Here is a 24,979-nt window from a genome sequence, read left to right as displayed (position 1 = left end):
ACGAGACTCTCGTCGGGGCCCTTCCACAGCGGATGGTGTGCGCTTGCTCTGGCGCATGTCCCCAGCAAGCTTGTTGCGGTACTCCTGGACGGCCAGCTGCCGGACTGATGCTGCGTCGGCCCTCAATGCCCCGTTCGCGGCGCATCCTGGGGCCAGCCCCACCATCGACGTAGTGGCTGCCGGATGGGCAGCAGCGCATGGCTCAACAACCCTTGAGCCATGACGACTTACACCCACAGAGCGCTGCTCCTGACCCTCTCCGCCGCGGCCGTCGCCACGACCCTCACCACCACTGCCCCGGTGGCCCGTGCCGAAGCCGCCACCGCGGTACCCGCCCTCACCTGGCGGCCCTGCGCCGAGCCGGGCGGCCTCGCCGGGAAGGAGTGCGCCGAGCTGCCCGTACCACTCGACTACCGCGACCCGGACGGCCCGCAGCTCACCCTCGCCGTCTCACGGGTGCGCAGCGAGCGGCCCGCCGCGCGGCGGGGAAGCCTGCTGATGATCGCCGGCGGGCCGGGCACCTCAGGAGTGCGGCGGCTGGAGCAGAAGGGAGAGGCGCTGCGCAAGGAGATGGCCGGCGCGTACGACCTCGTCAGCTTCGACCCGCGCGGGGTGGGCGGCAGTACGACCGCGAGCTGTGAACTCGACGCCGACGACAGGCAGTTGGTGACCCTCCGCTCCTGGCCGGGGCCGAACGGCGAGATCGCGGAGAACGTCGCCCGGTCCCGGCGGATCGCCGCCGCCTGCGGACGTCATGGCGGTGCCGTGCTGCGCAGTTTCACCACCGCGAACGAGGTGCGCGACATCGACCGCCTCCGCCAGGCGCTGGGCGAGCGGAAACTGTCGGCATGGGGGGTCTCGTACGGCACCTACGTAGGGGCTGTCTACGCGCAGAAGTACCCGCAGCACACCGACCGTTGGGTGCTGGACAGCAGTGGCGACCCCGACCCGTCCCGGGTCGCGCGCGGGTGGCTGAGGAACATGTCGGCGGCCGCCGACGACCGGTTCCCCGATTTCGCGGCCTGGGCGGCGGACCCGGCCCGGGAAAGCCAGGGGCTGCGGCTGGCCCAACGGGCCGAGGACGTCCGGCCGCTGGTCCTCGCGCTGGCGCGGTCACTGGACCGCAAGCCCAAGGAGTCGACCACGGTGGGTGTCCCGCTGACCGGGAACCGGCTGCGGCAGGCGCTGCAGAGCGCCCTGTACGGCAACGAGGACTCCTTCACGCAACTCGCCCGCCTCATCCGGGCGGCCCAGGACCCGGCCGCACGGCCCGTACTGCCCGCCGACCTCGCCCAGCCGCTGCGCAACCAGGACGCTGCGGTCGTGGTGGCGACCATCTGCAACGACGTGCGCTGGCCGCGGTCGATCTCCGCGTACAAGCGGGCGGTGACCGCCGACCGTTCCCGGCACCCGCTCACCGCCGGATTGCCGGCCAACGTCACGGCCTGCACCTTCTGGAAGGACGCGCCGACGGAGCAGCCCACCCGGATCACCGACGACGGCCCGTCCAACATCCTGATGGTCCAGAACCTCCGGGACCCCTCCACCCCGTACTTCGGCGCGTTGAAGATGCGTTCGGCGCTCGCCGACCGGGCCCGCTTGGTGACACTCGACCACGGCGGTCACGGCGCCTACCTCGCCAACGGCAACGCCTGCGGCGACCGCACCGTCACCACCTTCCTCACCTCAGGGCGGCGCCCGCAGCACGACGTATCCTGCACGGACTGAGTCGGCGCGGGAGTGGCGCACGGCGCAGGAGTGGTCTCTGGGGCGAGCAGCCACGGCGCACCCTCTTTGCGGCACGGTCTGCCGACTGCACAGCCGTCTCCACGGACCTTGCGGGCATGGATTCGACCACGCGCGCCGTGATCGCGGCAGGATTTCGTCCGACCACCGAGCTGATCGCGCACCCCGACGGCATCACCGACGGCGGCGACAGCACCTACGCCCCCAACCCCCTTCAGGGACGTGAAGGTACGTCTGCTCAGGCCATTACCGCTTCTTCGACACGGAGGTGGTGAATGAGCGAGGCCCACGGCCCGGGGCGCGTCCGCCGCCGAGGTCAGCGTGGCCACCTCAGCTTGGCCACCTCAGCGTGGCCACCGAGGACCAGCTGCGGGTGCTGAAGGAGGGCGGCCCGGAGGTGGTGCACCACCACACCGCCCTCTACCGGCCGCACGGGCCGGGCGTGGCCGAGCAGCACCTCTACGTCCACTACGTCCACGCCCGCCGCCTCTCCTGACCCCGGCGGTATCAGGGCTACCGCTCCCCGGCCTCCTCCTCGTAGGGGAACCGGGCGAGCGGGGCCTCACGCTGGAAGAAGGTCTTGGCGCGGATCGTCGCCCGCTCGTCGTCCCGCACCTGGCCAGGCCGAGAGCCGTTGCCGAACAGCACCCCGCCGAATCGCATCCGCAGGTACGCCGCTGTGTGGTTGAGGGTGGTCACCAGCCCGTCGGCGACGACCTCGTCGTGGTCCGCCATGACCGTCACCCCCCACAGGGTCCGGCCCGCCATCCGCTCCTTGAAGTCCGAGCCGGGCACCGACAGCCAGCCCGACCAGTAGTCGAGGTAGCGCTTGGTGTGCGCGGAGAGGGTGTACCAGTACAGGGGCGAGGCGATGACGATGTCGGTGGCCTCCAGAGTGGCCTGCCGCAGCGCCTCCTCGTTCTCCCCGGCCGGCCAGGTGTCGGTCTCGTGCCGCCCGTCCTGGAAGTCGGGCAACGGCAGCCGGGCCAGGTCCACCCAACGCTGCGGGATACCGGCGGGCAACTGCTCGGCTGCGGCCCGTGCGAGGATCTCGGTGTTGCCGTCAGGGCGGGAGCTGCCGAGGACGAAGAGGAACGAGCGGTCCGTGGCACGGGGCGTGTCGGTGGTCATGTCTGCTCCGGTCTCAGACCCCCGGGCGCGGACACCGAAGGGTCGTGACGCCGACCGCCGCCCAGGGGAATCGGTGAGTTCCTCGCTTCCAACTCCCTTACCCCGGGGGATATTCCGAGACAGTTGACCGATCCGTCAGGTGTGCTGTCCGGCTCGCCAGCGCCAGCGCCAGCGCCAGCGCCAGGGCACGGGCCACCCGCCAAGCGGGACGCGGCGGGCTGAGCCCACCCGCCCTTCCTCGGTGGGTGAGAGCGTCCTTGTCATGAACGTACTGTTCGGGTCGGGCTGGTAGTCCGCGAATGGTTCGCAGTACTGGAACCCGAACCTCTCGTACAACCCTCAGACGGTCAGGAAGAACTGGCGGCGCCGGTCTCCAGGTTCAACCGTGCGAACCCCGTGTGTCTGGCCTCGGCGATGATGCGCTCCAGCCGCTGGGATGCGATTCCGCTCCTCGGTCGCGTCGGCTTGGACCGTGTCCTATGTGGTGAGGCGGACCAGGCGTTTGTAGCAACACAAGGCTGCGGCAAGTCCGAGAAAATCCAGGTAGTTGGGGGGACGTTCGTAGCGGGGGCTGAGTCTGCGGTAGCCGGAGAGCCAGGACATCGTGCGCTCGACCACCCAACGGTAGCGCCCCAGACGCTGGCTCGACTCGATTCCTTTGCGGGCGATCCGCACGCCAATCCGCTTGCCACGGACCCAATTACGCAGGTCGGGCTGGTCGTTCACCTTTTCGGCAGCACAGTACATAGGGTCAGAGTGCTCAGCAGGATGAGATCCGGAGACGTCGGCGTGAAGGGCAGTCGTTCAGCTTGATGGGGGCAGGCGCTCGGGGCGCCGATGCACCACGTTCGCCGGTCCGCAATCGCAACTGGCCGAGGGAGTAGGAGCTGTCGCTGTCAGGGCACACGCTGCCCGGGCTGCGCGACCGACGCCTGAGGCGGGGGTGGGGGCGCGATCCGCCGAGGGCGGGACCATCGGCGCATCACCGGCTGCTCGACCAGGACATGCAGGAGCCAGGCAGCGGCCAAAGTCAGAGCGGCAGATAGCCCAACCAACGCCACAGCCGCGGCTGGACTCCACAGCTTCCCCGATCCCGCGGCGAGCGGCCCGTGTCGGAGGACCAGCAGATGCACCATGTAGAACGCGAAAGAGAGCTCCCCCAACCGCACCATCGTGCGGCCTCCCATCCATGATCGGCCGGTGAGGTCGGCGCTCGCGCTCGCCATCACCACCAGGGCCAAGGGGATCGCCGTCGGCCACACCATGCCATAGGCGTCCGGCAGTGCCACCATCACGGCGTAGCCGGGTATGAGCAGCAGCGCCGCCGTTCCCGGGCGGAGCGAGGGCTGCTTTCCCAGCGCGACAACCCGGGATATGACCATGCCGAGCAAGAATTCCGGCAGCCGGCTCACCGGCACGATGTAGACGAACCAGTAGTGCCACCAGGACATCCCCTCACACGCACTGACCTCGCAGGACGGCCCTTGGTAATAGGTCATCAGTGGCTGCTCGGGAAGCAGCTGCGCCACCACCGGGATGAGGGCGAGCACCAGGACGAGCACACCGGCAACCTTCCACAGCCAGCCGGCCGGGATCCGGTTGACCAGCGGCAGCAGCCAAGGGCAGAGCAGATAGAACACCAGCTCCGCACACAGGGACCAACTGGGGTCATTGGGGCCGAAGGTGACAGCGGGGATCGGGAACCATGCCTGGATCAGCCCGAGGGAGGGCAACACCCCGAACACGGTGACGGTGCCGGCCGTGGCCAGGAACGCGGTTCCGGCGACCCAGGTCACCAGGTGGTTGGGGTATACCTTCGCAAGCCGTCGGCGGATGAAGAGACGCGGAGTGTCCCCGGCGCGGGCGGTCCACGTCAGCACGAATCCACTGAGGATGAAGAAGAAGGACACCCCGACCCAGCCGAGCTGGGCGGCATTCTCGGCGAAAGACCGATTGAGGCCGGGCGCGTTTACGAGCTGCGATGTCGCCACATGGCACATAAAGACGAGCAGGGCCGCCAGGAATCTCATCCCGGTCAGCGACGGCAGCCGCGCGCTCGGCGGGCTGGGCGGAATTGCGGTCACGTGAGCACGCTCCAGGGTGGGCGAGGCAGCGGCTGCGCCGCTGGAAGCATCGGATATGACATATTCCTGGTGCACGGTGAGATCTGGCACCGATCTGCACAGTGACAACGGCCGAACCGCGGCCGCTGTCCGCACTACATATGAGAAGCCGCGACGAAGAGCGATCGCCGGGGACTCCGGCCGATGATCTCTTCTATTTGCCTGACTTTGCGGCGAGCGGAAGCCCCCGGGGCGGCCATCAAAAGGCGCCCGCAGAATTGCTTCGACGGGTAGTGAAAACTAACAGGTGCTCAGCGCGGGTGCATGCCTCGGAGTGCCTCGCCTGGGACGTACCGTGCGCGAGCGATGGTGCGACGGTTCAGGTGATGCTTGAGCGCTGCTCCGCAAGGCTGCGGCGCTTCTCAGCGGATCGGCGATCAGTCAAAACGTAGATCGCAAGTACGCGCCCCTCGGTCGAATGGCACGCAATCCGGGACATTTCTGTCTCTACTCCATGTTCCATTTCATCAACTTCGCTGGATCGTAAGCCTGCGGGAATGCGGAAAACGTTGTCACCATTTGCAGGTGCTCGTAATTTCCCTTGAATTCCACGTGGGTTGTCTGCGGGACACGTATACTTGAATACCTATTTCTTGGCGGCTGTGACACCTGGTCCGAGTGCTGGTGCAGTGTAAATGGCTGGTTATATCGGCCCCTGTTCCACCCTCGCAAGAATTTGAATTCTAATGCCAAGGGGATGCGTCGGTTCAATTTCCGCAAGCTGAGGTGTGAAAACATGTTCACGATTGAATGAAATTCATTTACGCTGCGGCACTAAATGGATCTCCTGGATGTGAACAATGCTACAAGTCCGAAAGGCTTCGCAGTAACCGTGATCAACGTTACGTTTAAGGTGTAACTTAAGCTGCATGGTGAGGTGTATGATCATTTCGCCAGGGTGTGAGTAAAATGGAGTCTAGCCTTCCGGGCGGTTTCTGGAGGTATTTGAGTGTTCCTGGCGCAAAATATCCTCGTGGTGCATGCTTTTGCGTCATCCAGGATCTGCTTCGATGCGCCCGCTAAGACCGAGCCCTATGTGGTGAGGCGGACCAGGCGCTTGTGGCAACACAAGGCTGCGGCAAGTCCGAGAAGACCCAGGTAGTTGCGGGGGTGGCGCCAGTCACGGGTACTCGCACCGAGCAGCCGCCCCACAGAAGGTGAACCAGAGCCACAACTCGCAAATAAAGCCACAACCCGCAACCCTTGGGATGAGCCGCCGCAATTCACGACCTGTGACTGTCCGGCGCGGCACACTCTGCGGCGAGGCCCACCTCGTACTCGACCAGGTCGTGGTCCGGCGCACAGCACGGGCCGGGACGGCGAGCGACACTGTGGTCCCGCAGATCCTGTATGATCACAATGTAACTCCGGTGCACCACACGGAGTCACGCGTCTGTGGTCCAAGGAAAGACGCCCGCCAGCCGGTGGGAAATGCAGGTGCAAGGCCTGCCGGGCGCTCCATGCAAGGGCTCCTGTCTCTCACGAGACAGGAGCCCTTCACCATTCACACTCACTTTTCGACGCACCGGGCCAGCGCAGCCTGCGGGGTGGAGCCAGTGGGGTGTTACGGCGGGACGCGAGGGCCTCCTGCCATCGGAATGGACGTCGCAATCCACACGGACGCAGAGATTCCTCACCTCGTTCGAGCACCACAGGCATGTCAGCCGACACCAACATCCCGGGACAGCGCACCTGGGGCGTGTCTTTGGATCAGTGTGCTGACCGGATGAAGATGCCGACGAGGTGAAGTACTTGTCCGCCATGACCACGTCGGGTGTGGTCCGGTGCCGGCCGACGGGCCTGGGCACCCGTGCGGGCCATGGCCTGCTCGAAGGCTGGGGCGTCCCCGGCCTGCCCCGGGGCGAGGACGAAAGCGAGCGGCTGCGCGGTCGGCGGAGCTGCGGGCCGCGCTCGACGGCATCCGCGATATCCGGCGCCTCACCAACTCCGGTCCAGACCCGCAGGCGCACCCTGCCGAGTGGGAGCGGCGCCGCCGCTGCGCGCGGTGGGCCTGCTGCTGGAGGCCGAAGGCATACCCTCCCCTCAACCGCCGGTGGGAACGGCGAGCCGGTGCGGACCGGCTACCACACCAGTGAAAGGGACCGTATTGGGCGGGTGTTGGTGTGCTGGGCCGGGCCGCGGGGGAGTGGTGCGCGTGCTACCAGGAACAAGAGCATCTGCGACGGTGCCAGGAGGTACGGGGCAACCGGGGCTTCGAGGCGTTGGAGTTCCGAGGCCCTGGCGGCCGCCGCTGCCTGGAGGCCGAAGCGAGTCTTGGCCGAAGGCGGCCGGCCGCAGTTGTCTGCCATCGGCCCACGAACTTGCCACAGCCGGCACCGACGCACCGGCTGCGTCAGGCTCAGCAGCCCACGCCGGGCGTCACCTTCGCCACGCTGCGGCCGAATTCCGCCCTCCGCCAACAGACGCGGCGCCGAACTCGTCTACCCGAACTCCGCTACAGCCTCGGCGATCTCAAACGCTGGGGCTGTCACCCTCCCGGCGCCACCAGCGGTCCCCAGACGTGATGTGTCACCGGGCCGGGCCGGACCGCATGGCGAACGCGCACCCGACACCCGTTGCCGTTGCCGTTGCCGCTGCCGCTGCCGCTGCCGCTGCCGCGAGGATGAACTGTCATGTTCGGGAGATCGATTTCCGCACCTGTATGAACATGGTCAAATAAACTGCGCCCCGGTCACCGATCGGGGCCGCGGGCGATCAGGGGGACGCGCATGGGGCGCATGGGGCCGAGACAAGTGTGTATCACGGTGCTGGGACTGGGCGGGGGGATCTTCCTCGCCGCAACGGGCGTGCTGCGCGCGGACACCCAGTTGACGGGCCTGGCGGGGGAGTTTCGCGCCGAGCGTTGCGAGGTCTCGCACTCCCGCCACGGTGACGACGGCTGGCTGTGTAGCGGAACCTTCGAGGCCGGCGACCACAGTTTCCGCACCGCTCGAGTCGAGGTGGACACCGTGTTCGACCAACGGCCCACCGGCCCGGTTGCCGCACTCGTCGACGAGCCGTCGTCGACCACGGCTGTGCGGGACGACGCCCGCGGCTGGCTGCTGCCGGGCGGCACGGGACTGCTGTGCCTCGGCGTGGCCGGATGGAACATCCGGTCCGCCTTCAGGCGCCCCCGCCAGGCATGACGTTGCGTTGGGTCTCAACGCAGCCGCTGGTGATGCTCGGCGCGACCTCCTGGCCTTCGGTGCCGTTGTCGCTGTCCCGCTGCCCTCGGCTCGGCCACCCCCGCACCGAGTAGCCCAAAGTCGTCACCCAGGCCCACGCAGACCACTCCACACTCTCCACACTCTCCGCGCGGACGCGGTCCCGCCGCTCTCACCCCGGCGCGGAGGGCAGCACGCGACCAGCCTTCGAGCAACACCCGACCAGGATGGTGGTAGTCCATGGCAGATCATGACCTGACCGGTTTCGACCGTGGCACCTTCACCCACGACGGCATCACCCGCCGGATTCTGCGGCGTGGAACGGGGCCCGCGGTGATCGTGATGGCGGAAATACCGGGCATCACGCCCAAGGTCTTGGAGTTCGCGGAACGCGTGGCCGCAATCGGCTGCACCGCCGTGCTCCCGGTGCTCTTCGGTACGCCCGGCCGCGATGCCGACCCCGCATACCGCGGCCGGCTGAATTCCGGACTCTATACGGCCTCGTCACTGTGGAAAGTGTGCGTGAGTCGGGAATTCACCCTGCTGGCCACCGGGAAATCCTCACCCGTGGTGACCTGGCTGCGGGCCCTGGCCGCACACGAGCATCAGCGCTGCGGCGGTCCCGGCGTCGGGGCCGTCGGCATGTGTATCACCGGTGGCTTCGCCCTGGCCATGGCCGCCGATGAGCGCCTTGTGGCCCCCGTCCTGTCCCAGCCGTCCCTGCCGCTGGCCCTCACCAAGAGCCGGGCCGGCGGCATCGATATTTCCGCCGAAGACCTCGCCGCCGTCCGGGGCCGCTGCGAGCGCGACGGTCTTCGGGTCATGGCGCTGCGCTTCCGCGGGGACCGGCTGGTACCGGGCGACCGGTTCGCCTTTCTGCGCCGCGAACTCGGTGATGCCTTCACGGCCGTCGAACTGGACGACTCCGCGGCGAACCCCGATGCGGCGCTGCCGCCGCACTCCGTGCTGACCGAGCACCTCATCGACGAACCCGGCCAACCGACCCGCGCGGCGCTGGACGAGGTCCTCGACCTCTTCCGTACGCGTCTGCTCGAGCAGCAACACGGCACGGCCGCAGAAACGCCGACCACTCCGGGAGGGGCGTGATCCCAGGGGCTCCGCGCCGCAGGCGTGAACAGTGGGCGGTTCTCGGCGACCACTTCCGGGCAGAGCCAGGCCGGCCAGGAGTGAGATCAGGGGACAGGTAGCGGCGTATCCAGCGCAAGTAATTCGGCAACGAACTGAAGAGCCCTCAGCTGATCGTCGCCTCCCGGTCCCCGACAGCTTCAAGAGCGAGAGCGGACCGGCCGACCGGAAGCCGACCAACACGCCTTCCGGTGCACCTACGCCAAGGACGACACCCCCCGTGAAGTTCGTTCGGAAGCTCCCCACAACCGAGAGGGAGAAGAGCGCGCTGTCCTCCATGCTCGTCGACACCTGCACCAACTGATCCCGGCGGCGCGGTCGGCCGGCTCGAGACCGCTCTCCCCGGCGCCCGCTCCAGCCGGCTGCTCCGCGTCGTACCGGCCCCTGAACAGACGGGCGGTGTACGTCGCGGCATGATCGGTGCCCTCGACTTCTACGCCCAAGTGGCAGCCTGACCGGATCCCCGCACCTGCACATGCATGCTGGTGCGGGGATCAGTGCAGACAGGTGGCTCCTCGCGCCGCCCCGGACGAGCGGCAACTTCAGCGTGGACGTTGTCCATGGGCCGAGTGGCGCTACCGAGGTGTTGGTCGCCGAGCAGAGGCATGTGGGGGTGCGTCGCGGGGTCGGAGCTGGGGGTAACGGCAGGCGGCCGCCATATGGTTCCGGTGTTGAGCTGGGCGGCAACTGATGCCTCTTGGACCGCAGTCGGGGCGCACGGTGCGGTCCGCGGGTTGCTCAGCCGAGTGCGTACTCGAACCACACGCGATGCGTGCCGTCGGACTCCACGGTCAGTCCGCCGGTGCCGGTTATCCCGTCCAGTTCGCCGGTGCCGCTCGACGGCACGATGGTGAAGAATTCGCCGGTGCGGTCGCTGCCGGAGGTCGTCGCCGAGTGCGCGAAGTTGAAGGTCCCCTCGTGGCCGTGCAAGGAGCCTACGAAGGACTCCATGGCAACGTAGGTGCCGACGCCGGTCGCCTGGTCGAACGCCGCGGTGAACAAGGTCGCGGAGCGACCGACGACCTCTCCCTCGAAGTCTTTCTCCATCGTCGCTACGCCCACCGGCAACCCGGTCGGGACGGCCGGGGCCGGTACACCTTCGATCGGGACGAAGGCTCTGACGGTGAACGTTCCAGAAGCTCTCATGGCGCCAAGGGTAGGTGTGGGGTCTGACAACGTACGGTCGCCACAAGCCCGATCATCGGGCCGCTCCTGGTTGGCCCTTGCCTGAACCGTGGACAGAGGGGAAGGCCCGTCAGTCCGAAGCCGAGCCGGCCGCATCGCGGTGGACGCCGGTGAGGGGAGTGAGCAGGGCGGGGGCAAGGGAGGTGACCGCCTGTCCCACCTTGCCCGTGGGGTCGAGAGTGTGCAGCTTGCCCAACTCCTCGTCCACGCTGAAATTGAGCGGGCCGTCGGCGGGCATGGCGTGTGCCGTGGGGGTGACGAGGGCCGTGGCCCCGACGGCGAGGATCAGGGCGGCGAGGGTGCGGTGCGTCGTGGTCATGCCGTACTCAACGACGTGCCGGGGACATGGCAACGTGGTGGCGCACGGGTGGCGGAGCGCGGAGGACGGAGAGCCGGCCGAGCCCGTGGCCCGCCGCGTGGCCGCGGGGGCATCGGCGGGGCTCGGTGTCGTCTACTCCTCGATGGCTCCGCCGATGCGCCGCAGATGCCGTCGGAACGTGTATGCCGGATCGGCTTCCCGCTGTGCCAGGAAGTCGTCGAAGGCCGTCTGCCGGCGCAGCGTCTCGCCCGTTCGGATCCTGCGGGCCTGTTCACGTTCCGTCTGCCGGATCTGACGTGCCGTTTCCAGTACCTCGTCGACGTGCGCGGCGGCGAGGAACAGGACGCCGTCGTCATCGCCGAGGACGATGTCGTCGCTGTTGACCAGGTGTGGCCCGAACCGTGCCGTCCGCAGGGCGTCGGGCTCCCGCTCGTCCAGGCGCACCGGGCCGGGCGGGTAGGTGCCGTAGCTGAACACCGGCAGGTCGATCTCCACCAGCTCCGGGGTGTCACGGTGGAGTCCCCACACCACCAGGCCCGCCACCCCTGCCGCCTCGGCTTCCAGCACCACCAGATCGCCGATACACGCCTCGTCCGACCGTCCGCCGTTGTCGATGACCAGGACGTCACCTTGCTCAGCCTGGCTGAACGCCTCCAGGAACACATCCACACTGCCGTAGTGCCGCACCGGCAACGCGCGTCCGGCGACCCGGTGTCCGGGGACGACGGCTGCGATGCCGGCCGGCGCCGCGCGCAGCGGGACGTCGCAGCGGATGCAGGCGTCGGCCACCACAGGCGTGGACAGATCGCCGAAGGAACTCAGCATGATCTTCTCCCTGGCCCGTTCTGTCACGGTCGGTGAGTTACAGGTGCGGCGGGCCGTGCCGGGATCCTACGGGCAGCGAGAGCAACGCGTCAGACTCCGAACCAACGCGTCGGACTCAGCATCAACGCGTCAGGCTCAGCAGATCAGTCCCACCACGATCTTGCGGGCCGGGCGTTCTCAGCGCCCTGGCCCCGCCAGCACGCGGGCCAAGTCGACGACGTCTTCGGCGACGAGGTCGACCCCGGCAGGGGGATCGACCGGGGCGGCGTCCGGGCCCCACTCCAACGGGCGCGGAATGTAGGCGGTCCGGAGTCCGGCCCTGGCCGCGGCTTCGAGATCGTTGGGATGGCAGGCCACCATGAGCAGCTGCTGCGGCTCCACTTCGAGGAGCTCGGCAGCCAGCAGGTAGACCCGCGGATCGGGCTTGTAGGACCTGGCCAACTCGGCCGACAGGACGCAGTCGAAGCGGAGCCCGGCCTGTTTGGTGAGGCGTGCGAGCAGGCCGACTCCTCCGTTGGAGAGCGTCGCGGTGACCACGGGGGTGTTATGGAGCAGCTCCAGGCCGGGCGCGGCATCGGGCCACGGACGCAGGTGATGCCAGGCCCGTACGAGAGAGTCCCGCTCAGCCTCGCCGAGGGCGTTGAGTCCGTGTTCGGTCAGGACCTCGTCGAGCATCAGCCGATGTAAATCGTCCAAGGGCCGCCAGGGCAGCTGACCGTTCGCGACCTTGCCGACGGTTACGCCGTAACGGAGCCGCCAGGCGTCCGCGACAGCGGCCCAGTCGGCACGCAGCCCGGCCGCACCACCGACCCCAACCAGTGCGTCGGTCACGCTCGACCGCCAGTCGGTCATCGTCCCGAAAACATCGAACACCACCGCGTCAACGGCATCAACGCCCATGGGCAGTTCCCACCCCTCCACTCGACACTGTCGCCCGTGGCCTTGAAAAACGCCCTGAGCGCTCATCACGATACGAAGCGCCGGCGCCCTCCCGCCGAGAATTGTCGCGAGCAATGCGCCGGCGGCTGACCGGACTTGCGTCGGCAGGGTGAGAATCAGCCGACACCGGCCGGTCAGGGGTGGGGGAGTGAGCCGTGACCGCGGATCACGCGCCCGCTGTGCCGTGCTCGCCGTGCCGCGTGCCCGGAGAGCAGCCCGTGGCCACCCTCAAAACCTGTGACTCATCCGGAAGTTGCGGTGCAGCACCACCCGCAGCACCACCCGCATCACCGGCCTCGTCCAAGCGGTCATCGCCCTCCACCTCAACGCCGCCGCGCAGTGATGCCGGACGGAGCTGAATTGAGCCATCGCAAAACTCTTGCTATTGCAAGTAATATGCAACAAGCTTGACCGGCCCTTACAGCCTGCCCAGGACGCGGAGCCACGTCATGCCCCACCTGATGCCGGATGCTGGACCCCAGCGCACCATCGCCACCTCGAACTTCGTCTATACCGTCGGCAGCGGTCTCTACCTGACCGCCGGGGTGCTGTACTTCACTCAGGCGGTTCACCTTCCGGCAAGCCGGGTGGGGCTCGGACTGGGCATCGCCGGTGTCGTCTCGCTGGCCGTGGGCATCGCCGTCGGCCATCTCGCGGACAGGCACGGAGCACGTGGCGTCTACGCGACCACTCTTGTCGTCCAGGCGCTGGCAACGGCCGGCTTCGTGCTGGCGGACAGCTTCTGGCCGTTCGTCCTCGCGGTATGCACAGCTACCGGGGCGCGGGCGGCCGGACTCGCCGCACGCAGTCCGCTCATCAGGCACTACGGAGGGGACCGGCCGCAGGAATTCCGTGCCTATCTCCGGGCTGTCACCAACATCGGCATCTCCCTCGGTGCCTTGCTGGCAGGCTGGGCCGTCCAGGTGGGCACCCTCCCCGCCTACCAGCTTCTGGTCATCGGCAACGCGATCGCCTTCGCAGCCTCCGCGGCCGTCCTGGTCTTTCTGCCGCCGGTCACGCCCGGGCCCCCCGTCGGCGGCCCTCGCTGGATCGCCCTACGGGACCGGCCTTACCTTCTGATCACCGCCCTCGACGGCATCATGGCCATACAGTTCAAGGTGCTCACGGTGGCCATTCCACTCTGGCTGGTGGAGGCAACCACCGCACCGCGCTGGCTCGTTTCGGGCGCCATGCTCTTCAATACCGTCATCGTCATCGCGCTTCAGGTACGAGCCAGCCGCAACATTGATTCCCCCGTGGCTGGTGGAGCCGCCTATCGCCGATCAGGCGTGGCCTTCCTTGTCTCCTGCTCGCTGATCTCGCTGTCCGCAGGGATACCGGCGTGGGCTGCCGTAACGCTGCTCATGACCGCGGTGTTGATCCATACGGTCGGTGAGCTGTGGCACTCCGCCGGGGGCTTCGAAGTGTCCTTCGCCCTCGCCCCGGAGCGCGCCACCGGCCAGTACCTCGGCGTGTTCGGCCTGGGTGCCGGCCTGGCCGACGCCGTCGGGCCAACCCTGCTCATCTCGCTCTGCATTACCTGGGGCCGCCCTGGGTGGTACGTCGTAGGAGCACTGTTCGCTCTGACGGGCCTGACAGCACCCTTCGCAGTCCGCTGGGCACAACGACATCAGCAGGCTCGGCAGATACGCCCAGAAGCTGCACGGAAGGAGCCGGCCGTCTGAAGGGCGAGGTGTCGGCACCGAAGCCCAAGTGGTCGGCTCCGGAAGTCCTTAGGGGGTTGAACGGGCAGTCAAGCGGGCGTGCAGGTTCGGCACACGGGCGGCCTTGGCCGGGAAGCAGGCATCGCAGACGGGGTGACCGAATCTTCCGGAGCGGGTACGCGGTGATGGGGCTCCCGCGGGTGTGGCGGCCGCGGGCTCAGGTGGCGGGCGGGGCTGTCGCGTGGCGCGTCTGCTGGATCAGGACGGTGGTGGCGCGTTCCAGAAGTTCGCAGAGTGCGGCGTGTTCGGAGGGCGTGAACGCGTCGGTGAGTGCGCGCTCAAGGATGATCACCTCCTGGTAGGCGCGGTCCAGCAGCACCTGGCCCTCATCGGTGAGGGTGGCGATCTGCACCTTGGCGTGCACCGGGGACGTCTCGCGGCGGATGAGTTCCTTGTTCTCCATATTGGTCAGCACGCTGCTCATGCTCTGCTGCGTCACCCCGCAGGAGCGGGCCAGTTGGGCGCCGGACATGCCGCCTTCGCGCGAGAGGATCAAGAGCACGGTGTACTGAGTCATGGTCAGCCCGTAGGCGCGCAGCACTGCCTCGTGGTGCGCCATCAGCGCCTGCTCCGACCGCCTGATCCGGGTGCAGAGGTCGTTCTCGATCGGGGCTTCCACCGCGTACTCCCACTCCATTGACAGGTTCATGGGTTGACTCAGGAACCTTATATACCTACCGTTCTCGACTGTAAGGATACTGAGTCAACACAGGGGGCTGTAACCATGAAGGCTGTCCTTCTCGACGCCGATGGCCACTACCGGGTGGCCGAACTCGATGAGCCCGCCCCCGGCCCCGGCCAGGTGGCGATCCGCGTCGCCTATGCCGGCATCCAGTGGGGCGACACCATGGTCCGGGACGGCCACTTCCCCGTGCGGCGTCCCCTCGTCCCCGGCTTCGAGGCGTCCGGCCACGTTGCCGCGGTCGGCGAGGGCGTCGACGCAAGCCGTGTCGGTGAGACCGTCACTGCGCTGACCACGGCAGGTGCCTACGCCGAGATGGTCCTGGCGCCCGCCGTTCTCGCGTTGGGCATCGGCGACATGCCGCTGCGGACGGCCGCAGGTCTCGGGTGGGGCGCACCGACCGCCTATGACCTGATCAACACCGCCGCGCATGTGCGGCCTCGCGAGAGCGTGCTGATCCACGCAGCCGCCGGCGGAGTGGGCACGCTCGCCGCCCAGTTCGCCCGACTGGCCGGGGCCGGCCGGATCGTCGGCGTGGTCGGCAATGACCTCAGGGCCGACTACGCCGCCCAGTTCGGCTATGACCAGCTTCTGCTGCGCGAGGAATTCCCGACCGAGCTCGGCGACGAGAAGTTCGACGTGATCCTCGACCCGGTCGGAGGCTCCACCCGCCACACCAGCCTCAAGCGGCTGGCAGAGCACGGCCGACTGGTGGCATACGGCAACCTCAGCACTTACGAACCTGTTCTGGCCAACACCAACGACCTGCTCATGCACGGCAAATCGCTGGTGACCTACAACAGCAACCTGCTCGGGCAGACCCACCCCGAGCGGCTCGCCGACAGTGTGCGCCGTGCACTCGGCCTCGTCGCCGACGGCCAGGTGCGCGTGGACATCACCGCAGAGTACGACCTGGCAGACCTGGCCCTCGCCGTGCAGCGCCTCGCCGAGGGCACGACCCATGGCAAGAGCATCCTCCGCGTCGCCTGACAACACGCGGAAAGCGCCGACCACGAGCCGGCTCCCCCGTTGAGCACGGCCCCTCGGACGCGGGGAGCGACCCCGTATGCCCCTTATCAGTGCTGGGCAGCGGCCTTGGCCACTGCCCAGCCTGCCGTGCCCCACACGGCCGGGTTGAAAGGCTCAGTGGCCCGCACTGGCCAGCGGTGGAGGCCCGAGTGCGATCCCGATCTGATCGAGGATCACGGCCTGCCTCATGACGGCGATGACGATCGTCACGATGCTGCTCGGAAACGAGCCGATCGCGCGGGCCCCGCTGCTCGCGCCGTTGTGCCGGACAAACGGTTTTGAGCCTCACCCAACTCGGTGTCTTGATAACTGCTTTGTCCGTGCGGTCTCGTTCTCCGGCGGTGTGGGATGACCGGGCCGGCACCCCGGCAGCCTGCCGTCGGCGTGCACCGTACGGCGGCTATGGGACGGTCCTCAGGTGGTGCACGGTTCGCCGTACGGGGAACGGGAATTGCCGATGCCGATCGACCGTTCGCGCTTGCGGCGTTGAACTGCTCACTCACTGGTTCGCCTGCCGATGACATCCCGTGACCGGGTCGTTTCGGCGGACCCGGGGGCGGTGTCGCGGATCGGGGCAGCCGCGAGATCGTGCGAAAACCCGAGCCGCGTAGGGCCACCAGGCGGACAGGCGGCTATCCGCCCATGGCGCCGATCTCCAGGAGGGGCGGAAATGTCGGCGAAAGTGGGGCCATTGCCGAGCGTCCTTTTTCCGAACCGGTGACACCGCAAGCCGGAACAGGGGGGTACGGCGTGTGGTCAACGCCGGTCGACGTCATCGGTGGGCCAGAACTGCGGCACCGTCGAATTCGCCCGGTTCCAGGGCTGCTTCGCCGACCGGAACTTCTGCCTGGCGTAGAGGTCTCGCGCACCTTCTGCACTCCTGCCGACAGGGAAGAGCCGAGGCTCCGACCAGCGTGCGATCACACAGGCCCGGTCCGGGACCGCTTCCGTCGATGATGCCGTAGATCTCGGACCTGGCAGTGCCCCAGGCGTGGCCTGCCGAGCATTTCCTGATACCGGGTAAGTGTCGACGATCTCTGGCCGATTTTTCTGAGGGGGCGAGATCTCGAAGAATTCAGGCGGAATGAAGGACTCCGTCTTCCGAGGGCGGTGCCATGCCCATGGGAGGGAGGAGGTGCTCGGGGTTGATACCACCTCCTTCTCGACAGCAAAGGGGCGTCGGGGCGTTGTGCCCGGTATCGTCGGAGGCATCTCGCGCGACCTCCAACATTTCCGTCTTGCCGGGCATCTCGCGGCAATAGAATTTCTTCGCATCCGTCCATCCGTCCATCCGTCCGCCAATACGTCATTGCGGGTGCTGTAATTGATAGTTGGATGGTCCATTGCCGGCCACCAGCGGACGTGAACGGCGCTCACATGGCTCTGAATTGCCGGCCGTGGCGCGCCTCGCGAGCGTGCAAGCCGAGCCTCGGTGGCCCCGGTCCCGGCCCCGTCTGCGTCAGTGCGACCCCGGAGCGCGCAAGCATCCCGTTCCTGGGCACCTGGGCCCAAAACGAACATTGCCTCCATTGCACGGTGCTATTGCCCGACGCTATCGCGGGCGGCGTGAGTTACTTCACAGTACGAACCATTCGGTGGGGGTGCATGGAGCGATGGGTGAAGAGTCTGGCGGTCAGTGGTCCGGCCCGAAGTGGGCGCCTGGCGGGCGTGAATAGCTATGTTGATGAGTGAGAGTGAAATTGAGGGGTAGGAGTGCGGCCCTCGCGCCGCCTCCTTTGCCTCCGTCATCGGGTCGAGAAGGCGCTGGCAAGAGGCTGGCCGATCTTTCTGTTCTCATTCGCGGGTAGATGGTTACACTCACGCTCCATGCGAACCGCTACCCCCCACAGCATTCGCCCCGGTAAGCAACGGAATCGTCCCGTATTTGTCGACAGCTCAGGCAGACGTCGACGCTTCCTGGGGCGCGCAGCGTTGACCGTAGGGTGCATGTGCACCGGATATCTCGTGCTCCTCGCCGTCGTGTTCGGCGGCCTCCTGCAACCGGACGCAAAGCCGGCGCCGGGAAAGGCCGACCCGCTCCCGGAGCGCGCCGGACACCATGAACCCGGCAGTCCGGGCGGCTCCCGTCGACCGGCGCCATCCGGAGCCCCTGGGCCGGCTGTGCCCGTAGGACATCACGCCTCCCGGGCCCCCGCCCCCGCCCACACCACCCCTGCCCCGTGAGAAACGCCGAACCGGTGAGCTCCACCCACTGGGTGTGAAGCCTCTCCGGTACTGCCCCGAGGCGTTGTTCGCCCGCGCTTGACGCCATGCCGCGCTTGACGCCATGCCGTGCTTGCGCGGGCGCACGCCTCGCACAAGGCATGACTCCTCGACAGAAAGGGCCCACTGTGGCGTTGTCAGGGCAGGGGCGGCACGCACTGCGTCACCCCCCACGCCAGCACTGGTTATTACTGCTGCTGATCCTCCCCATCATCGCTGTCTCACTGCTCTTCGAAGGCTGGACCACCCACGAGGTCGACGGGGCACGGACACGGCGTGCCTGCACCAGCCCCATACCGAAATCCGCGGACAACGGGGCCCCGGTGCTGCGCGTCACCGGCGGCAGCGCCGAGACCGCGCAGATGCCGCACCGGACCGCCGCGCTCACCTTCGACGGGGGACCCGACCCCGTATGGACACCGCGGCTGCTCGACCTGCTGCGCGAACACCACGCGCATGCGACCTTCTTCCTCTACGGAACCCAGGCGGCCCGCCATCCGGACCTGGTGCGGCGGATCCGCGACGAGGGCCACGAGATCGGCTCGTACACTTACACCGGCGGCGACTTGGGCAGCGCCTCGCTCATCCGCTCGCAGCTGGAGCTCTCCCTCACCCAGACCGCCCTGGCGGGGGCCGCGGCCGTCAACACCCGGCTGCTGAGGCTGCCGCACACCACCACCGCCGACACCATGTGTGGGGCTGAATGGTCGGCCGCGCGACGCGCCTCCGACCAGGGGTACCTGCTCGTCGCCGCCACCGGCCACTCCCGTAAACCACCACAGGGCGTGGTGCGGCAATACAGCCACACCTCTCTGGGATACCAGGAGGCGGCGAAGCTGCTGGCCGATCCGGAGGTGGGACGGTTCACCACCGTCACGGGCGGGCTCGGGCGGCCCTCGCTCACCACGCCGGCCTCCCTGCCCGAGCGTGTCCAGGGCAGGGCGCTGATCTGGACGCAGTCCATCGGGCACACCTTCGCGCGCTCGATGACCTGGGCGCTGGGAATCGCGGGCGGGCTGGGAATACTCCGGCTGGTGCTGCTCGCCTGCCTCGCCCGCGTTCATGTGCGACGCCGGCACCGGCATCGATCCGGCGCGCCCTGGCTGCGCGAGGTGACCGACCCGGTGACGGTGCTGGTTCCCGCGTACAACGAAGAGGCCGGCATCGAGGCCACCGTGCGCTCACTGCTCGCCTCCACACACCGGGACCTGCAGATCATCGTCATCGACGACGGCTCGACGGACCGGACCGCGGAGATCGCTCGCGGCATCGGCGACCCGCGGGTGACCACGGTGCAACAGCCCAACTCCGGTAAGCCCGGGGCGCTCAGCACGGGCCTGAGCTACGCGCGTTGCGACATCATCGTCATGATCGACGCGGATACGGTCTTCGAGCCGGATGCCCTCCACCGGCTCATCCAGCCGCTCGCCGACCCCACGATCGGTGCAGTCAGTGGGAACACCAAGGTGGGCAACAGGCGGCGTCTGCTGGGCAGATGGCAGCACCTCGAGTACGTCCTCGGGTTCAACCTGGACCGGCGTATGTTCGAGGTGCTCGAGTGCATGCCGACGGTCCCCGGCGCCATCGGCGCCTTCCGCCGGGACGCGCTGATGGCCATCGGCGGCATCAGTGACGACACCCTCGCCGAGGACACCGACCTCACCATGGCGTTGTGGCGGGTGGGCCGGCGAGTGGTCTACGAGGAGACGGCCATCGCCTGGACCGAAGTGCCAAGTACCGTCCGCCAGTTGTGGCGGCAGCGCTATCGCTGGTGCTACGGCACCCTTCAGTCGATGTGGAAGCACCGCCACGCTGTGCTCGAAGTCGGACCGGCCGGCCGCTTCGGCCGCCGCGGGCTCACCTATCTCGCCCTGTTCCAGATCGTCCTGCCGCTGTTCGCGCCGGTCGTCGACGTCTTCGCCCTGTACGGGGTGTGCTTCGGCGACACCGCACAGGCCATCGGGGTCTGGCTGGGCTTCCTCGCCGTTCAGCTGGTCACCGCGGGGTACGCGCTGCGGCTGGACCACGAAAGGCTCCGTGCGCTGTGGGCCTTGCCGCTCCAGCTGTTCGTCTACCGGCAGCTGCTGTACCTCGTGGTCATCCAGTCCGTGGTCACCGCACTGCTGGGCACCCGGCTCAAATGGCATCGCATGCACCGCTCCGGCACCGCCAACCAGCAGCTGCTCAAGGAGCCCGTCCCGTACCCGAGCAGCCTGTCGTCGAAGTGACCGAGGAGAGTGAGCATATGAGCAGCACGCTGGGCCGTGAGGCCGGCGACACATCCGCACCAGGACCGGGCGGACCTGCCGGGCACTCGGCATACGGGGCGGACGGAGCAGAGCGAGGGACGAGCGAGGCCTGGCAGCAGTACGACCGACCGGGCGCAAACCGCCATCCCACTACCGGAGCCGACGCAGGCGGCCGCCGTACGAAATCCGGCCCGGGCGACAGCCGTACCGCCCCCGACCCCGCCCCCGACGCAGGCGGCAGCGCTTCCGGTCACCCCCCGAGGCGTCGGACCCACCGCTCCCGACGGAAGCGGCCACTGCGGCGCATAGCCGTAGCACTGCTCGTCACGCTCCTGGCCATCCCCGTCGGCACCGTCGCCTGGGCCGATGGCCGGCTCAACAACAAGGTCGATCTCGGTACGCCAGGACAGCGTCCCCCCACCGGCAAGGGCACCAATTACCTCCTCGTCGGGTCGGACAGCCGCGACGGCCTCACCGACCGCGAGAAGGAGGATCTGCACACCGGATCGGCCGGCGGCCGACGCACGGACTCGATGATCCTGCTGCACACCGGCTCGGGCGGCACCACGATGGTGAGCCTGCCACGCGACTCATGGCTGACCATCCCGGGCTATACCAGCCCCATGACCGGCAAACATCACGGCCCGGCGAAGAACAAACTGAACGCCGCGTTCGCGCTCGGGGGCCCCAAGATGCTCGTGAACACCATCGAGCACAACACCGGCCTGACGATCGACCACTACGTGGAGGTCGGCTTCGCGGGCTTCGTCAATCTCGTCGACGCGGTTGGTGGAGTCCCGATGTGCCTGGAACGGGACCTGATCGACAAGAAGTCGGGTGCCGACCTCAGAAAGGGCTGCCAAACCCTCGACGGCAGCGCAGCGCTCGCCTTCGTCCGCCAGCGCCACCAGGAGGCCAAGGGCGACCTGGGCCGCACCCGCAATCAGCAGAAGTTCCTCTCCGCCCTCGCCCACCGGGCAGGGTCGCCCGGCACGATGCTCAACCCGTACGCGTTGTACTCCGCCCTGAACGCCGGGCTGGACACGCTCGTTGTCGACCGGGACACCGGCTTGCTGGATCTCGTATCGATGTTCCGGGCGGTCCAGGGCGTCACCGGCGGCCGCGGCAGGCAGATCAACGTCCCCGTGGCCAGCCTTGGATTCCCCACCTCCAAGGGCAGCGCCGTGCTTTGGGACAGGGCGCGGGCGAGGCAGCTGTTCAGCGAGCTCCATGACGACCGAACGGTGAATCTCAAGGGCGGAGGGAACCGGTAAGGGCCGGCCGGTTGGGGTTCGGATCAGTCGACGTCCGCGGGCAGGGGCGGAAGGCGCAGGTGTGCGAGGTCTTCGGGGGGTGGGCTGGTGTGGGGCCACATGGGGGTGATGTCGGCGTCGGCTGTCGCAGGGGCATCGGTCAGGCGCATGCGCTCACGCAGCCTGCCGTAGAAGTCGGTCGGTCCGAGCCGCACGACGCGCAGGCGCTGGGGAGCCGCGTAGACGCCGACCCAGTCCCCCGGATCCAGGACGCCGCGCAACTGGCCGTCGACGCTCACCGCCGCGCGGCCGGAGTGTCCCAGGACGCGCAGGGCGACGGCCTCGTCGGGTGCGGCGACCACCGAACGGTTGAAGGTCATGTGCGGGGCAACGGGGGTGAAGACGATCGCGTCGGCCGCGGGGGAGATGACCGGGCCGCCGGCGGCGAAGCTGTAGGCGGTGGAACCGGTGGGTGTGGCGACCAGGACGGCGTCGGCGGAGTAGGAGGCGAGCAGTCGGCCCGAGAGATAGACGCCGAGGGAGACCTGCCGGTCGCGTGCCAGTTTCTCCAGGACGATGTCGTTGAGGGCTGTCACGTTCAGAGCCACACCCCAGTCCAGGGCGACGGCACACTCGGGACGCACCAGCGGAGGCGGGAGCGCGGGACCCCGGCCGTAGCGCAGGAGGGCCTCCATTCCCTCGGGGAGTCCCAGCGGCCGGGACGCCCGCATCGTCAGCATCAGGCGGGTCTCGACATTCACTTGACCGCGATGGATGGTGTCCAGTGCGGACTCGACGTCGTCGGCCGGGACCTCGGTCAGGAAGCCGAGGGTGCCCAGGTCGACCCCGAGGACCAGCGCGTCGTTCTGTGCGGCCAGGCGTGCTCCGCGGAGGAAGGTGCCGTCCCCTCCGAGCGTGACGATCAGGTCGGGGCCGCCGGCCGCGTCGACCTCCTCCCGCGCGTCCCGCCGTTGTTCGTCCTGGCTCCATACGTCGATGGCGACACATCCGACACCCTGGCGTTCGCACCACCGTCGGACGACGTCGGCGGCCGCCACGGCGCCGGGACGGCCCCCGTGGACGACGATGCCCACCCGTTGCACGCTCACGCAGCGTCCTCTCCCTCTGGATGCCCTGTTCCCACACCGGCGTTCCCACACCGGCGTTCCCACACCGGCGTTCCCACACCGGCGTTCCCACACCGGCGTTCCCACACCGGCGTGGGACCACGGACCACCCGGTCCGAAAGGCCGCGGGCGTCCCGGCACCGACCAGACGCCATGAACGCCGTGACCGCACCCGGCCGGCGAGGAGTGCACACTCCGCCCGAGCGGACCCGGCTGCGACGCCCTGTGCGGGACAGCGCCAGTGAGCCAAGGGGCGATTGTGCCCTGTATAGGGGTATCTGTGTGCATTCCCGAGGCATCTTAGCGGGCGACGTGCTCTCCATCGGGTGTGGCAGCCCGCAACAAGGGGCGAAATTTCCGGGTTGGAAAACCCACCGGGCAGGGGCCACTCTTCGGCGCCCGCATGGGAAAGGGCGTACACGGTGGTTCGGGACCGCGGCCGGCCAGGCGACTCGGATGCCGGCCGTCACCTGCGGCCCGCGGTCGGCGTCGACTTCCCGGCCAGGCCGGAGACGGTGACGGCCGCGGGGGCACGGTGCCGGCGGCAGGACGGTCTTCGAAGCGGTCGGCACGTAGGGCCCGTACCGTTCACGCGGTCGTAGTCGGCTCCGTGTGGGCAGCGTCCCAGGCCGCATGGGAGGCAGCGATGGCCGGGCGGTGGGCGATCGACCAGTCCGCCAGGGCTTTGACGAGGTGGGTGAGGCTGTGCCCCATCTCTGTCAGCTCGTACTCGACCTGCGGCGGGACAGTGGGGTACACGGTCCGCTTCACCAGCCCGTCGCGCTCCAGGCGCCGGACGGTGAGCGTGAGCATGCGCTGCGAGATGTTGCCGGGGATGGCGCGCTGAAGCTCCTTGAAACGCCGTATGCCCGAGGCGAGTTCGACCACCACGTACACGGACCACTTGTCGCCGAGCCGGTCCAGCACGTCCCTCACCCCGCACTCGTCCTGCGGCGTCTCGCAGACGATGACGGGTTCGCCCGGCACGGGGGTGGTTATCGCGGTGTGCCCTGCTGACATCAATGTGCCTCCTTACGCGATCGAGATTCGCTCCCGATTATGGAAACACACAGCTCAGGAGGGATATCTCATGATTCTGATCACCGGTGCAGGCGGCGCGCTCGGACGGCTCGTCGCCGACGAACTGGCCGGGCGGGACGACGTCGTCCTCGGCACCCGCACCCCCCGTTCCGCCGCCGAGCGGCACATCGACTTCGACAATCCGTCCTCGCTCGACTTCACCGGGGTGGACACCCTGCTGCTCATCTCCGCCGGGTACGGCGAGGACGATGTCGTCATCGCCCGTCATGACGCGGCGATATCGGCGGCCGAGAAAGCGGGCGTGCGACACCTCGTCTACACCAGCCTCAGCGGCGACGGCGACCACCTGACGTACGCGCTCGCCCACCGCTGGACCGAACGACGCCTCCGGCGTGGCCCGTTGGCGTGGACGGTCCTGCGCAACGGGCTCTACGCCGAGTTCCTCGCCGGCATCGCGGCCCCTGGACCCGACGGGACGATCGCGGCGCCGCTGGGCGAGGGCCGCCTGGCCGCGGTGGCCCGCGCGGACCTCGCGGCAGTGGCAGCCCGGGTAGCCGGTGCGCCGGAGCCGCACGCCGGGCGGGTGTACGAGCTCGTCGGCGAGCAGCCTCTGGGCGGCGCCGACCTGGCGGACGCGATCGGCGGCTCGTACGAACCCGGCTCGCTCGGCGCGGCCCGCGCGGCGATCATCGGCGCCGGCGAGGCGCTGCCCTACCAGGTGCCGATGCTGCTGAGCACATACTCGGCGATCGCCGGCGGCTTCCTGGACGGCAGTGGCATCGAGGACAACGCCCTGCGCACGCTCCTGGGCCGCGAGCCCCGGCCGGCGCTCGACGTGTACAAGGCCGCGGTCGCTGCGGCGCGACCGGCCGCGTAGGCGGGGGACTGCTGCGCCTGACGCGCTGGGTGTGCAGCCGTACTTGGTCAGTCGCAGTGCAAGCGTGGCGATCAGCGCGCAGAGGGTCATGCCGAGGAACAGCGGCACGACGGTGTGCCCGCCCGCGACGCCCATCAGGGGAGCAACGGCCGCGCCGAGGGCACTCTGAAGCGTGCCGAGCACCGCCGAGCCGGTG

19 protein-coding genes and 2 pseudogenes are annotated in these 24,979 nt (G+C 68.4%); 10 read left to right on the top strand and 11 right to left on the bottom strand.

Going from position 1 to position 24,979, the window contains the following annotated elements; all coding sequences use genetic code 11:
- The first annotated feature begins 219 nt into the window (after nucleotides 1–219).
- The 3 genes from KI385_RS00585 to KI385_RS00575 all read left to right on the top strand — a co-directional run bounded on the left by KI385_RS00585 (nucleotide 220) and on the right by KI385_RS00575 (nucleotide 2,242).
- On the top strand, nucleotides 220–1,728 hold the full coding sequence (locus tag KI385_RS00585; RefSeq protein WP_238570275.1) for an alpha/beta hydrolase: 1,509 nt from the start codon (nucleotides 220–222) through the stop codon (nucleotides 1,726–1,728).
- Nucleotides 1,729–1,844: 116 nt separating this feature from the next.
- Nucleotides 1,845–2,021 carry a hypothetical protein gene (locus KI385_RS00580; protein WP_238570274.1) on the top strand — a complete coding sequence of 59 codons (177 nt, stop codon included), beginning with the start codon at nucleotides 1,845–1,847 and terminating at the stop codon, nucleotides 2,019–2,021.
- Nucleotides 2,022–2,095: 74 nt separating this feature from the next.
- Nucleotides 2,096–2,242: a hypothetical protein gene (locus tag KI385_RS00575; protein WP_238570273.1), complete on the top strand. Its 147-nt coding sequence runs from the start codon at nucleotides 2,096–2,098 to the stop codon at nucleotides 2,240–2,242.
- A 17-nt stretch (nucleotides 2,243–2,259) separates the two neighbouring features.
- On the opposite strand, the gene KI385_RS00570 is transcribed toward KI385_RS00575, so the two are convergent.
- From KI385_RS00570 to KI385_RS44400, 4 genes and pseudogenes are all read right to left on the bottom strand, one after another.
- Nucleotides 2,260–2,877 carry a flavodoxin family protein gene (locus KI385_RS00570; RefSeq protein WP_238570272.1) on the bottom strand — a complete coding sequence of 206 codons (618 nt, stop codon included), beginning with the start codon at nucleotides 2,875–2,877 and terminating at the stop codon, nucleotides 2,260–2,262.
- Between the two features lie 477 nt (nucleotides 2,878–3,354).
- Nucleotides 3,355–3,600: pseudogene (locus KI385_RS00560) on the bottom strand (IS5/IS1182 family transposase); the annotation flags it as partial.
- Between the two features lie 173 nt (nucleotides 3,601–3,773).
- Nucleotides 3,774–4,961, bottom strand: a complete 1,188-nt coding sequence (locus KI385_RS00555; RefSeq protein ID WP_238570271.1) for an acyltransferase family protein — start codon at nucleotides 4,959–4,961, stop codon at nucleotides 3,774–3,776.
- 1,071 nt (nucleotides 4,962–6,032) lie between these two features.
- Nucleotides 6,033–6,131 (bottom strand): annotated as a pseudogene (locus KI385_RS44400) (IS5/IS1182 family transposase); the annotation flags it as partial.
- A gap of 1,622 nt (nucleotides 6,132–7,753) precedes the next feature.
- Here KI385_RS44400 and KI385_RS00550 point away from each other — a divergent pair.
- Nucleotides 7,754–8,146, top strand: a complete 393-nt coding sequence (locus tag KI385_RS00550) for a hypothetical protein (RefSeq protein WP_238570270.1) — start codon at nucleotides 7,754–7,756, stop codon at nucleotides 8,144–8,146.
- 258 nt (nucleotides 8,147–8,404) lie between these two features.
- Nucleotides 8,405–9,271: a dienelactone hydrolase family protein gene (locus KI385_RS00545; protein WP_238570269.1), complete on the top strand. Its 867-nt coding sequence runs from the start codon at nucleotides 8,405–8,407 to the stop codon at nucleotides 9,269–9,271.
- Between the two features lie 777 nt (nucleotides 9,272–10,048).
- Here KI385_RS00545 and KI385_RS00540 read toward each other — a convergent pair.
- The 4 genes from KI385_RS00540 to KI385_RS00525 form a co-directional block, all read right to left on the bottom strand.
- Nucleotides 10,049–10,456, bottom strand: coding sequence for a DUF3224 domain-containing protein (locus tag KI385_RS00540; protein WP_238570268.1), 408 nt, complete (start codon nucleotides 10,454–10,456; stop codon nucleotides 10,049–10,051).
- A gap of 109 nt (nucleotides 10,457–10,565) precedes the next feature.
- The gene (locus KI385_RS00535) at nucleotides 10,566–10,814 is read right to left on the bottom strand and encodes a hypothetical protein (RefSeq protein WP_238570267.1); all 249 of its coding nucleotides are present in this window, start codon (nucleotides 10,812–10,814) and stop codon (nucleotides 10,566–10,568) included.
- Between the two features lie 132 nt (nucleotides 10,815–10,946).
- Nucleotides 10,947–11,639, bottom strand: a complete 693-nt coding sequence (locus tag KI385_RS00530; RefSeq protein WP_238570266.1) for an RraA family protein — start codon at nucleotides 11,637–11,639, stop codon at nucleotides 10,947–10,949.
- A 177-nt stretch (nucleotides 11,640–11,816) separates the two neighbouring features.
- Entirely contained in the window at nucleotides 11,817–12,539 is a 723-nt protein-coding gene (locus tag KI385_RS00525; protein WP_238570265.1) for a haloacid dehalogenase type II, read from the bottom strand.
- Between the two features lie 488 nt (nucleotides 12,540–13,027).
- On the opposite strand from KI385_RS00525, the gene KI385_RS00520 reads away from it, so the two are divergent.
- Entirely contained in the window at nucleotides 13,028–14,263 is a 1,236-nt protein-coding gene (locus KI385_RS00520; RefSeq protein WP_238570264.1) for an MFS transporter, read from the top strand.
- A 196-nt stretch (nucleotides 14,264–14,459) separates the two neighbouring features.
- On the opposite strand, the gene KI385_RS00515 is transcribed toward KI385_RS00520, so the two are convergent.
- Nucleotides 14,460–14,951 (bottom strand): MarR family winged helix-turn-helix transcriptional regulator, encoded by a 492-nt coding sequence (locus tag KI385_RS00515; RefSeq protein ID WP_238570263.1) that lies wholly within the window; start codon nucleotides 14,949–14,951, stop codon nucleotides 14,460–14,462.
- A gap of 75 nt (nucleotides 14,952–15,026) precedes the next feature.
- On the opposite strand from KI385_RS00515, the gene KI385_RS00510 reads away from it, so the two are divergent.
- The 3 genes from KI385_RS00510 to KI385_RS00500 all read left to right on the top strand — a co-directional run bounded on the left by KI385_RS00510 (nucleotide 15,027) and on the right by KI385_RS00500 (nucleotide 21,759).
- Nucleotides 15,027–15,974, top strand: a complete 948-nt coding sequence (locus tag KI385_RS00510) for a quinone oxidoreductase family protein (RefSeq protein ID WP_238570262.1) — start codon at nucleotides 15,027–15,029, stop codon at nucleotides 15,972–15,974.
- A 2,363-nt stretch (nucleotides 15,975–18,337) separates the two neighbouring features.
- Nucleotides 18,338–20,464, top strand: a complete 2,127-nt coding sequence (locus KI385_RS00505; protein WP_238570261.1) for a bifunctional polysaccharide deacetylase/glycosyltransferase family 2 protein — start codon at nucleotides 18,338–18,340, stop codon at nucleotides 20,462–20,464.
- A gap of 17 nt (nucleotides 20,465–20,481) precedes the next feature.
- On the top strand, nucleotides 20,482–21,759 hold the full coding sequence (locus KI385_RS00500; protein ID WP_238570260.1) for an LCP family protein: 1,278 nt from the start codon (nucleotides 20,482–20,484) through the stop codon (nucleotides 21,757–21,759).
- Between the two features lie 23 nt (nucleotides 21,760–21,782).
- On the opposite strand, the gene KI385_RS00495 is transcribed toward KI385_RS00500, so the two are convergent.
- Both KI385_RS00495 and KI385_RS00490 read right to left on the bottom strand, forming a co-directional pair.
- The gene (locus tag KI385_RS00495) at nucleotides 21,783–22,847 is read right to left on the bottom strand and encodes an NAD(+)/NADH kinase (RefSeq protein ID WP_238570259.1); all 1,065 of its coding nucleotides are present in this window, start codon (nucleotides 22,845–22,847) and stop codon (nucleotides 21,783–21,785) included.
- 606 nt (nucleotides 22,848–23,453) lie between these two features.
- Nucleotides 23,454–23,885, bottom strand: a complete 432-nt coding sequence (locus tag KI385_RS00490; RefSeq protein ID WP_238570258.1) for a winged helix-turn-helix transcriptional regulator — start codon at nucleotides 23,883–23,885, stop codon at nucleotides 23,454–23,456.
- 70 nt (nucleotides 23,886–23,955) lie between these two features.
- On the opposite strand from KI385_RS00490, the gene KI385_RS00485 reads away from it, so the two are divergent.
- Nucleotides 23,956–24,783, top strand: a complete 828-nt coding sequence (locus tag KI385_RS00485; RefSeq protein WP_238570257.1) for an NAD(P)H-binding protein — start codon at nucleotides 23,956–23,958, stop codon at nucleotides 24,781–24,783.
- The last annotated feature ends 196 nt before the right edge of the window (nucleotides 24,784–24,979 follow it).

It is taken from the genome of Streptomyces inhibens (genome assembly GCF_022221585.1).
Taxonomy (GTDB): Bacteria; Actinomycetota; Actinomycetes; order Streptomycetales; family Streptomycetaceae; genus Streptomyces; species Streptomyces inhibens.
This window is presented reverse-complemented; position numbering and strand designations above follow the sequence as displayed.

What these genes read in the sequence shown, in the direction of transcription:
- KI385_RS00585 (WP_238570275.1), top strand. Translation starts at nt 220, where the DNA reads ATGACGACTTACACCCACAGAGCGCTGCTCCTGACCCTCTCCGCCGCG.
- KI385_RS00580 (WP_238570274.1), top strand. Translation starts at nt 1,845, where the DNA reads ATGGATTCGACCACGCGCGCCGTGATCGCGGCAGGATTTCGTCCGACC.
- KI385_RS00570 (WP_238570272.1), bottom strand. Translation starts at nt 2,877, where the DNA reads ATGACCACCGACACGCCCCGTGCCACGGACCGCTCGTTCCTCTTCGTC.
- KI385_RS00545 (WP_238570269.1), top strand. Translation starts at nt 8,405, where the DNA reads ATGGCAGATCATGACCTGACCGGTTTCGACCGTGGCACCTTCACCCAC.
- KI385_RS00540 (WP_238570268.1), bottom strand. Translation starts at nt 10,456, where the DNA reads ATGAGAGCTTCTGGAACGTTCACCGTCAGAGCCTTCGTCCCGATCGAA.
- KI385_RS00535 (WP_238570267.1), bottom strand. Translation starts at nt 10,814, where the DNA reads ATGACCACGACGCACCGCACCCTCGCCGCCCTGATCCTCGCCGTCGGG.
- KI385_RS00530 (WP_238570266.1), bottom strand. Translation starts at nt 11,639, where the DNA reads ATGCTGAGTTCCTTCGGCGATCTGTCCACGCCTGTGGTGGCCGACGCC.
- KI385_RS00525 (WP_238570265.1), bottom strand. Translation starts at nt 12,539, where the DNA reads ATGGGCGTTGATGCCGTTGACGCGGTGGTGTTCGATGTTTTCGGGACG.
- KI385_RS00520 (WP_238570264.1), top strand. Translation starts at nt 13,028, where the DNA reads ATGCCCCACCTGATGCCGGATGCTGGACCCCAGCGCACCATCGCCACC.
- KI385_RS00515 (WP_238570263.1), bottom strand. Translation starts at nt 14,951, where the DNA reads ATGAACCTGTCAATGGAGTGGGAGTACGCGGTGGAAGCCCCGATCGAG.
- KI385_RS00510 (WP_238570262.1), top strand. Translation starts at nt 15,027, where the DNA reads ATGAAGGCTGTCCTTCTCGACGCCGATGGCCACTACCGGGTGGCCGAA.
- KI385_RS00505 (WP_238570261.1), top strand. Translation starts at nt 18,338, where the DNA reads ATGACTCCTCGACAGAAAGGGCCCACTGTGGCGTTGTCAGGGCAGGGG.
- KI385_RS00500 (WP_238570260.1), top strand. Translation starts at nt 20,482, where the DNA reads ATGAGCAGCACGCTGGGCCGTGAGGCCGGCGACACATCCGCACCAGGA.
- KI385_RS00490 (WP_238570258.1), bottom strand. Translation starts at nt 23,885, where the DNA reads ATGTCAGCAGGGCACACCGCGATAACCACCCCCGTGCCGGGCGAACCC.
- KI385_RS00485 (WP_238570257.1), top strand. Translation starts at nt 23,956, where the DNA reads ATGATTCTGATCACCGGTGCAGGCGGCGCGCTCGGACGGCTCGTCGCC.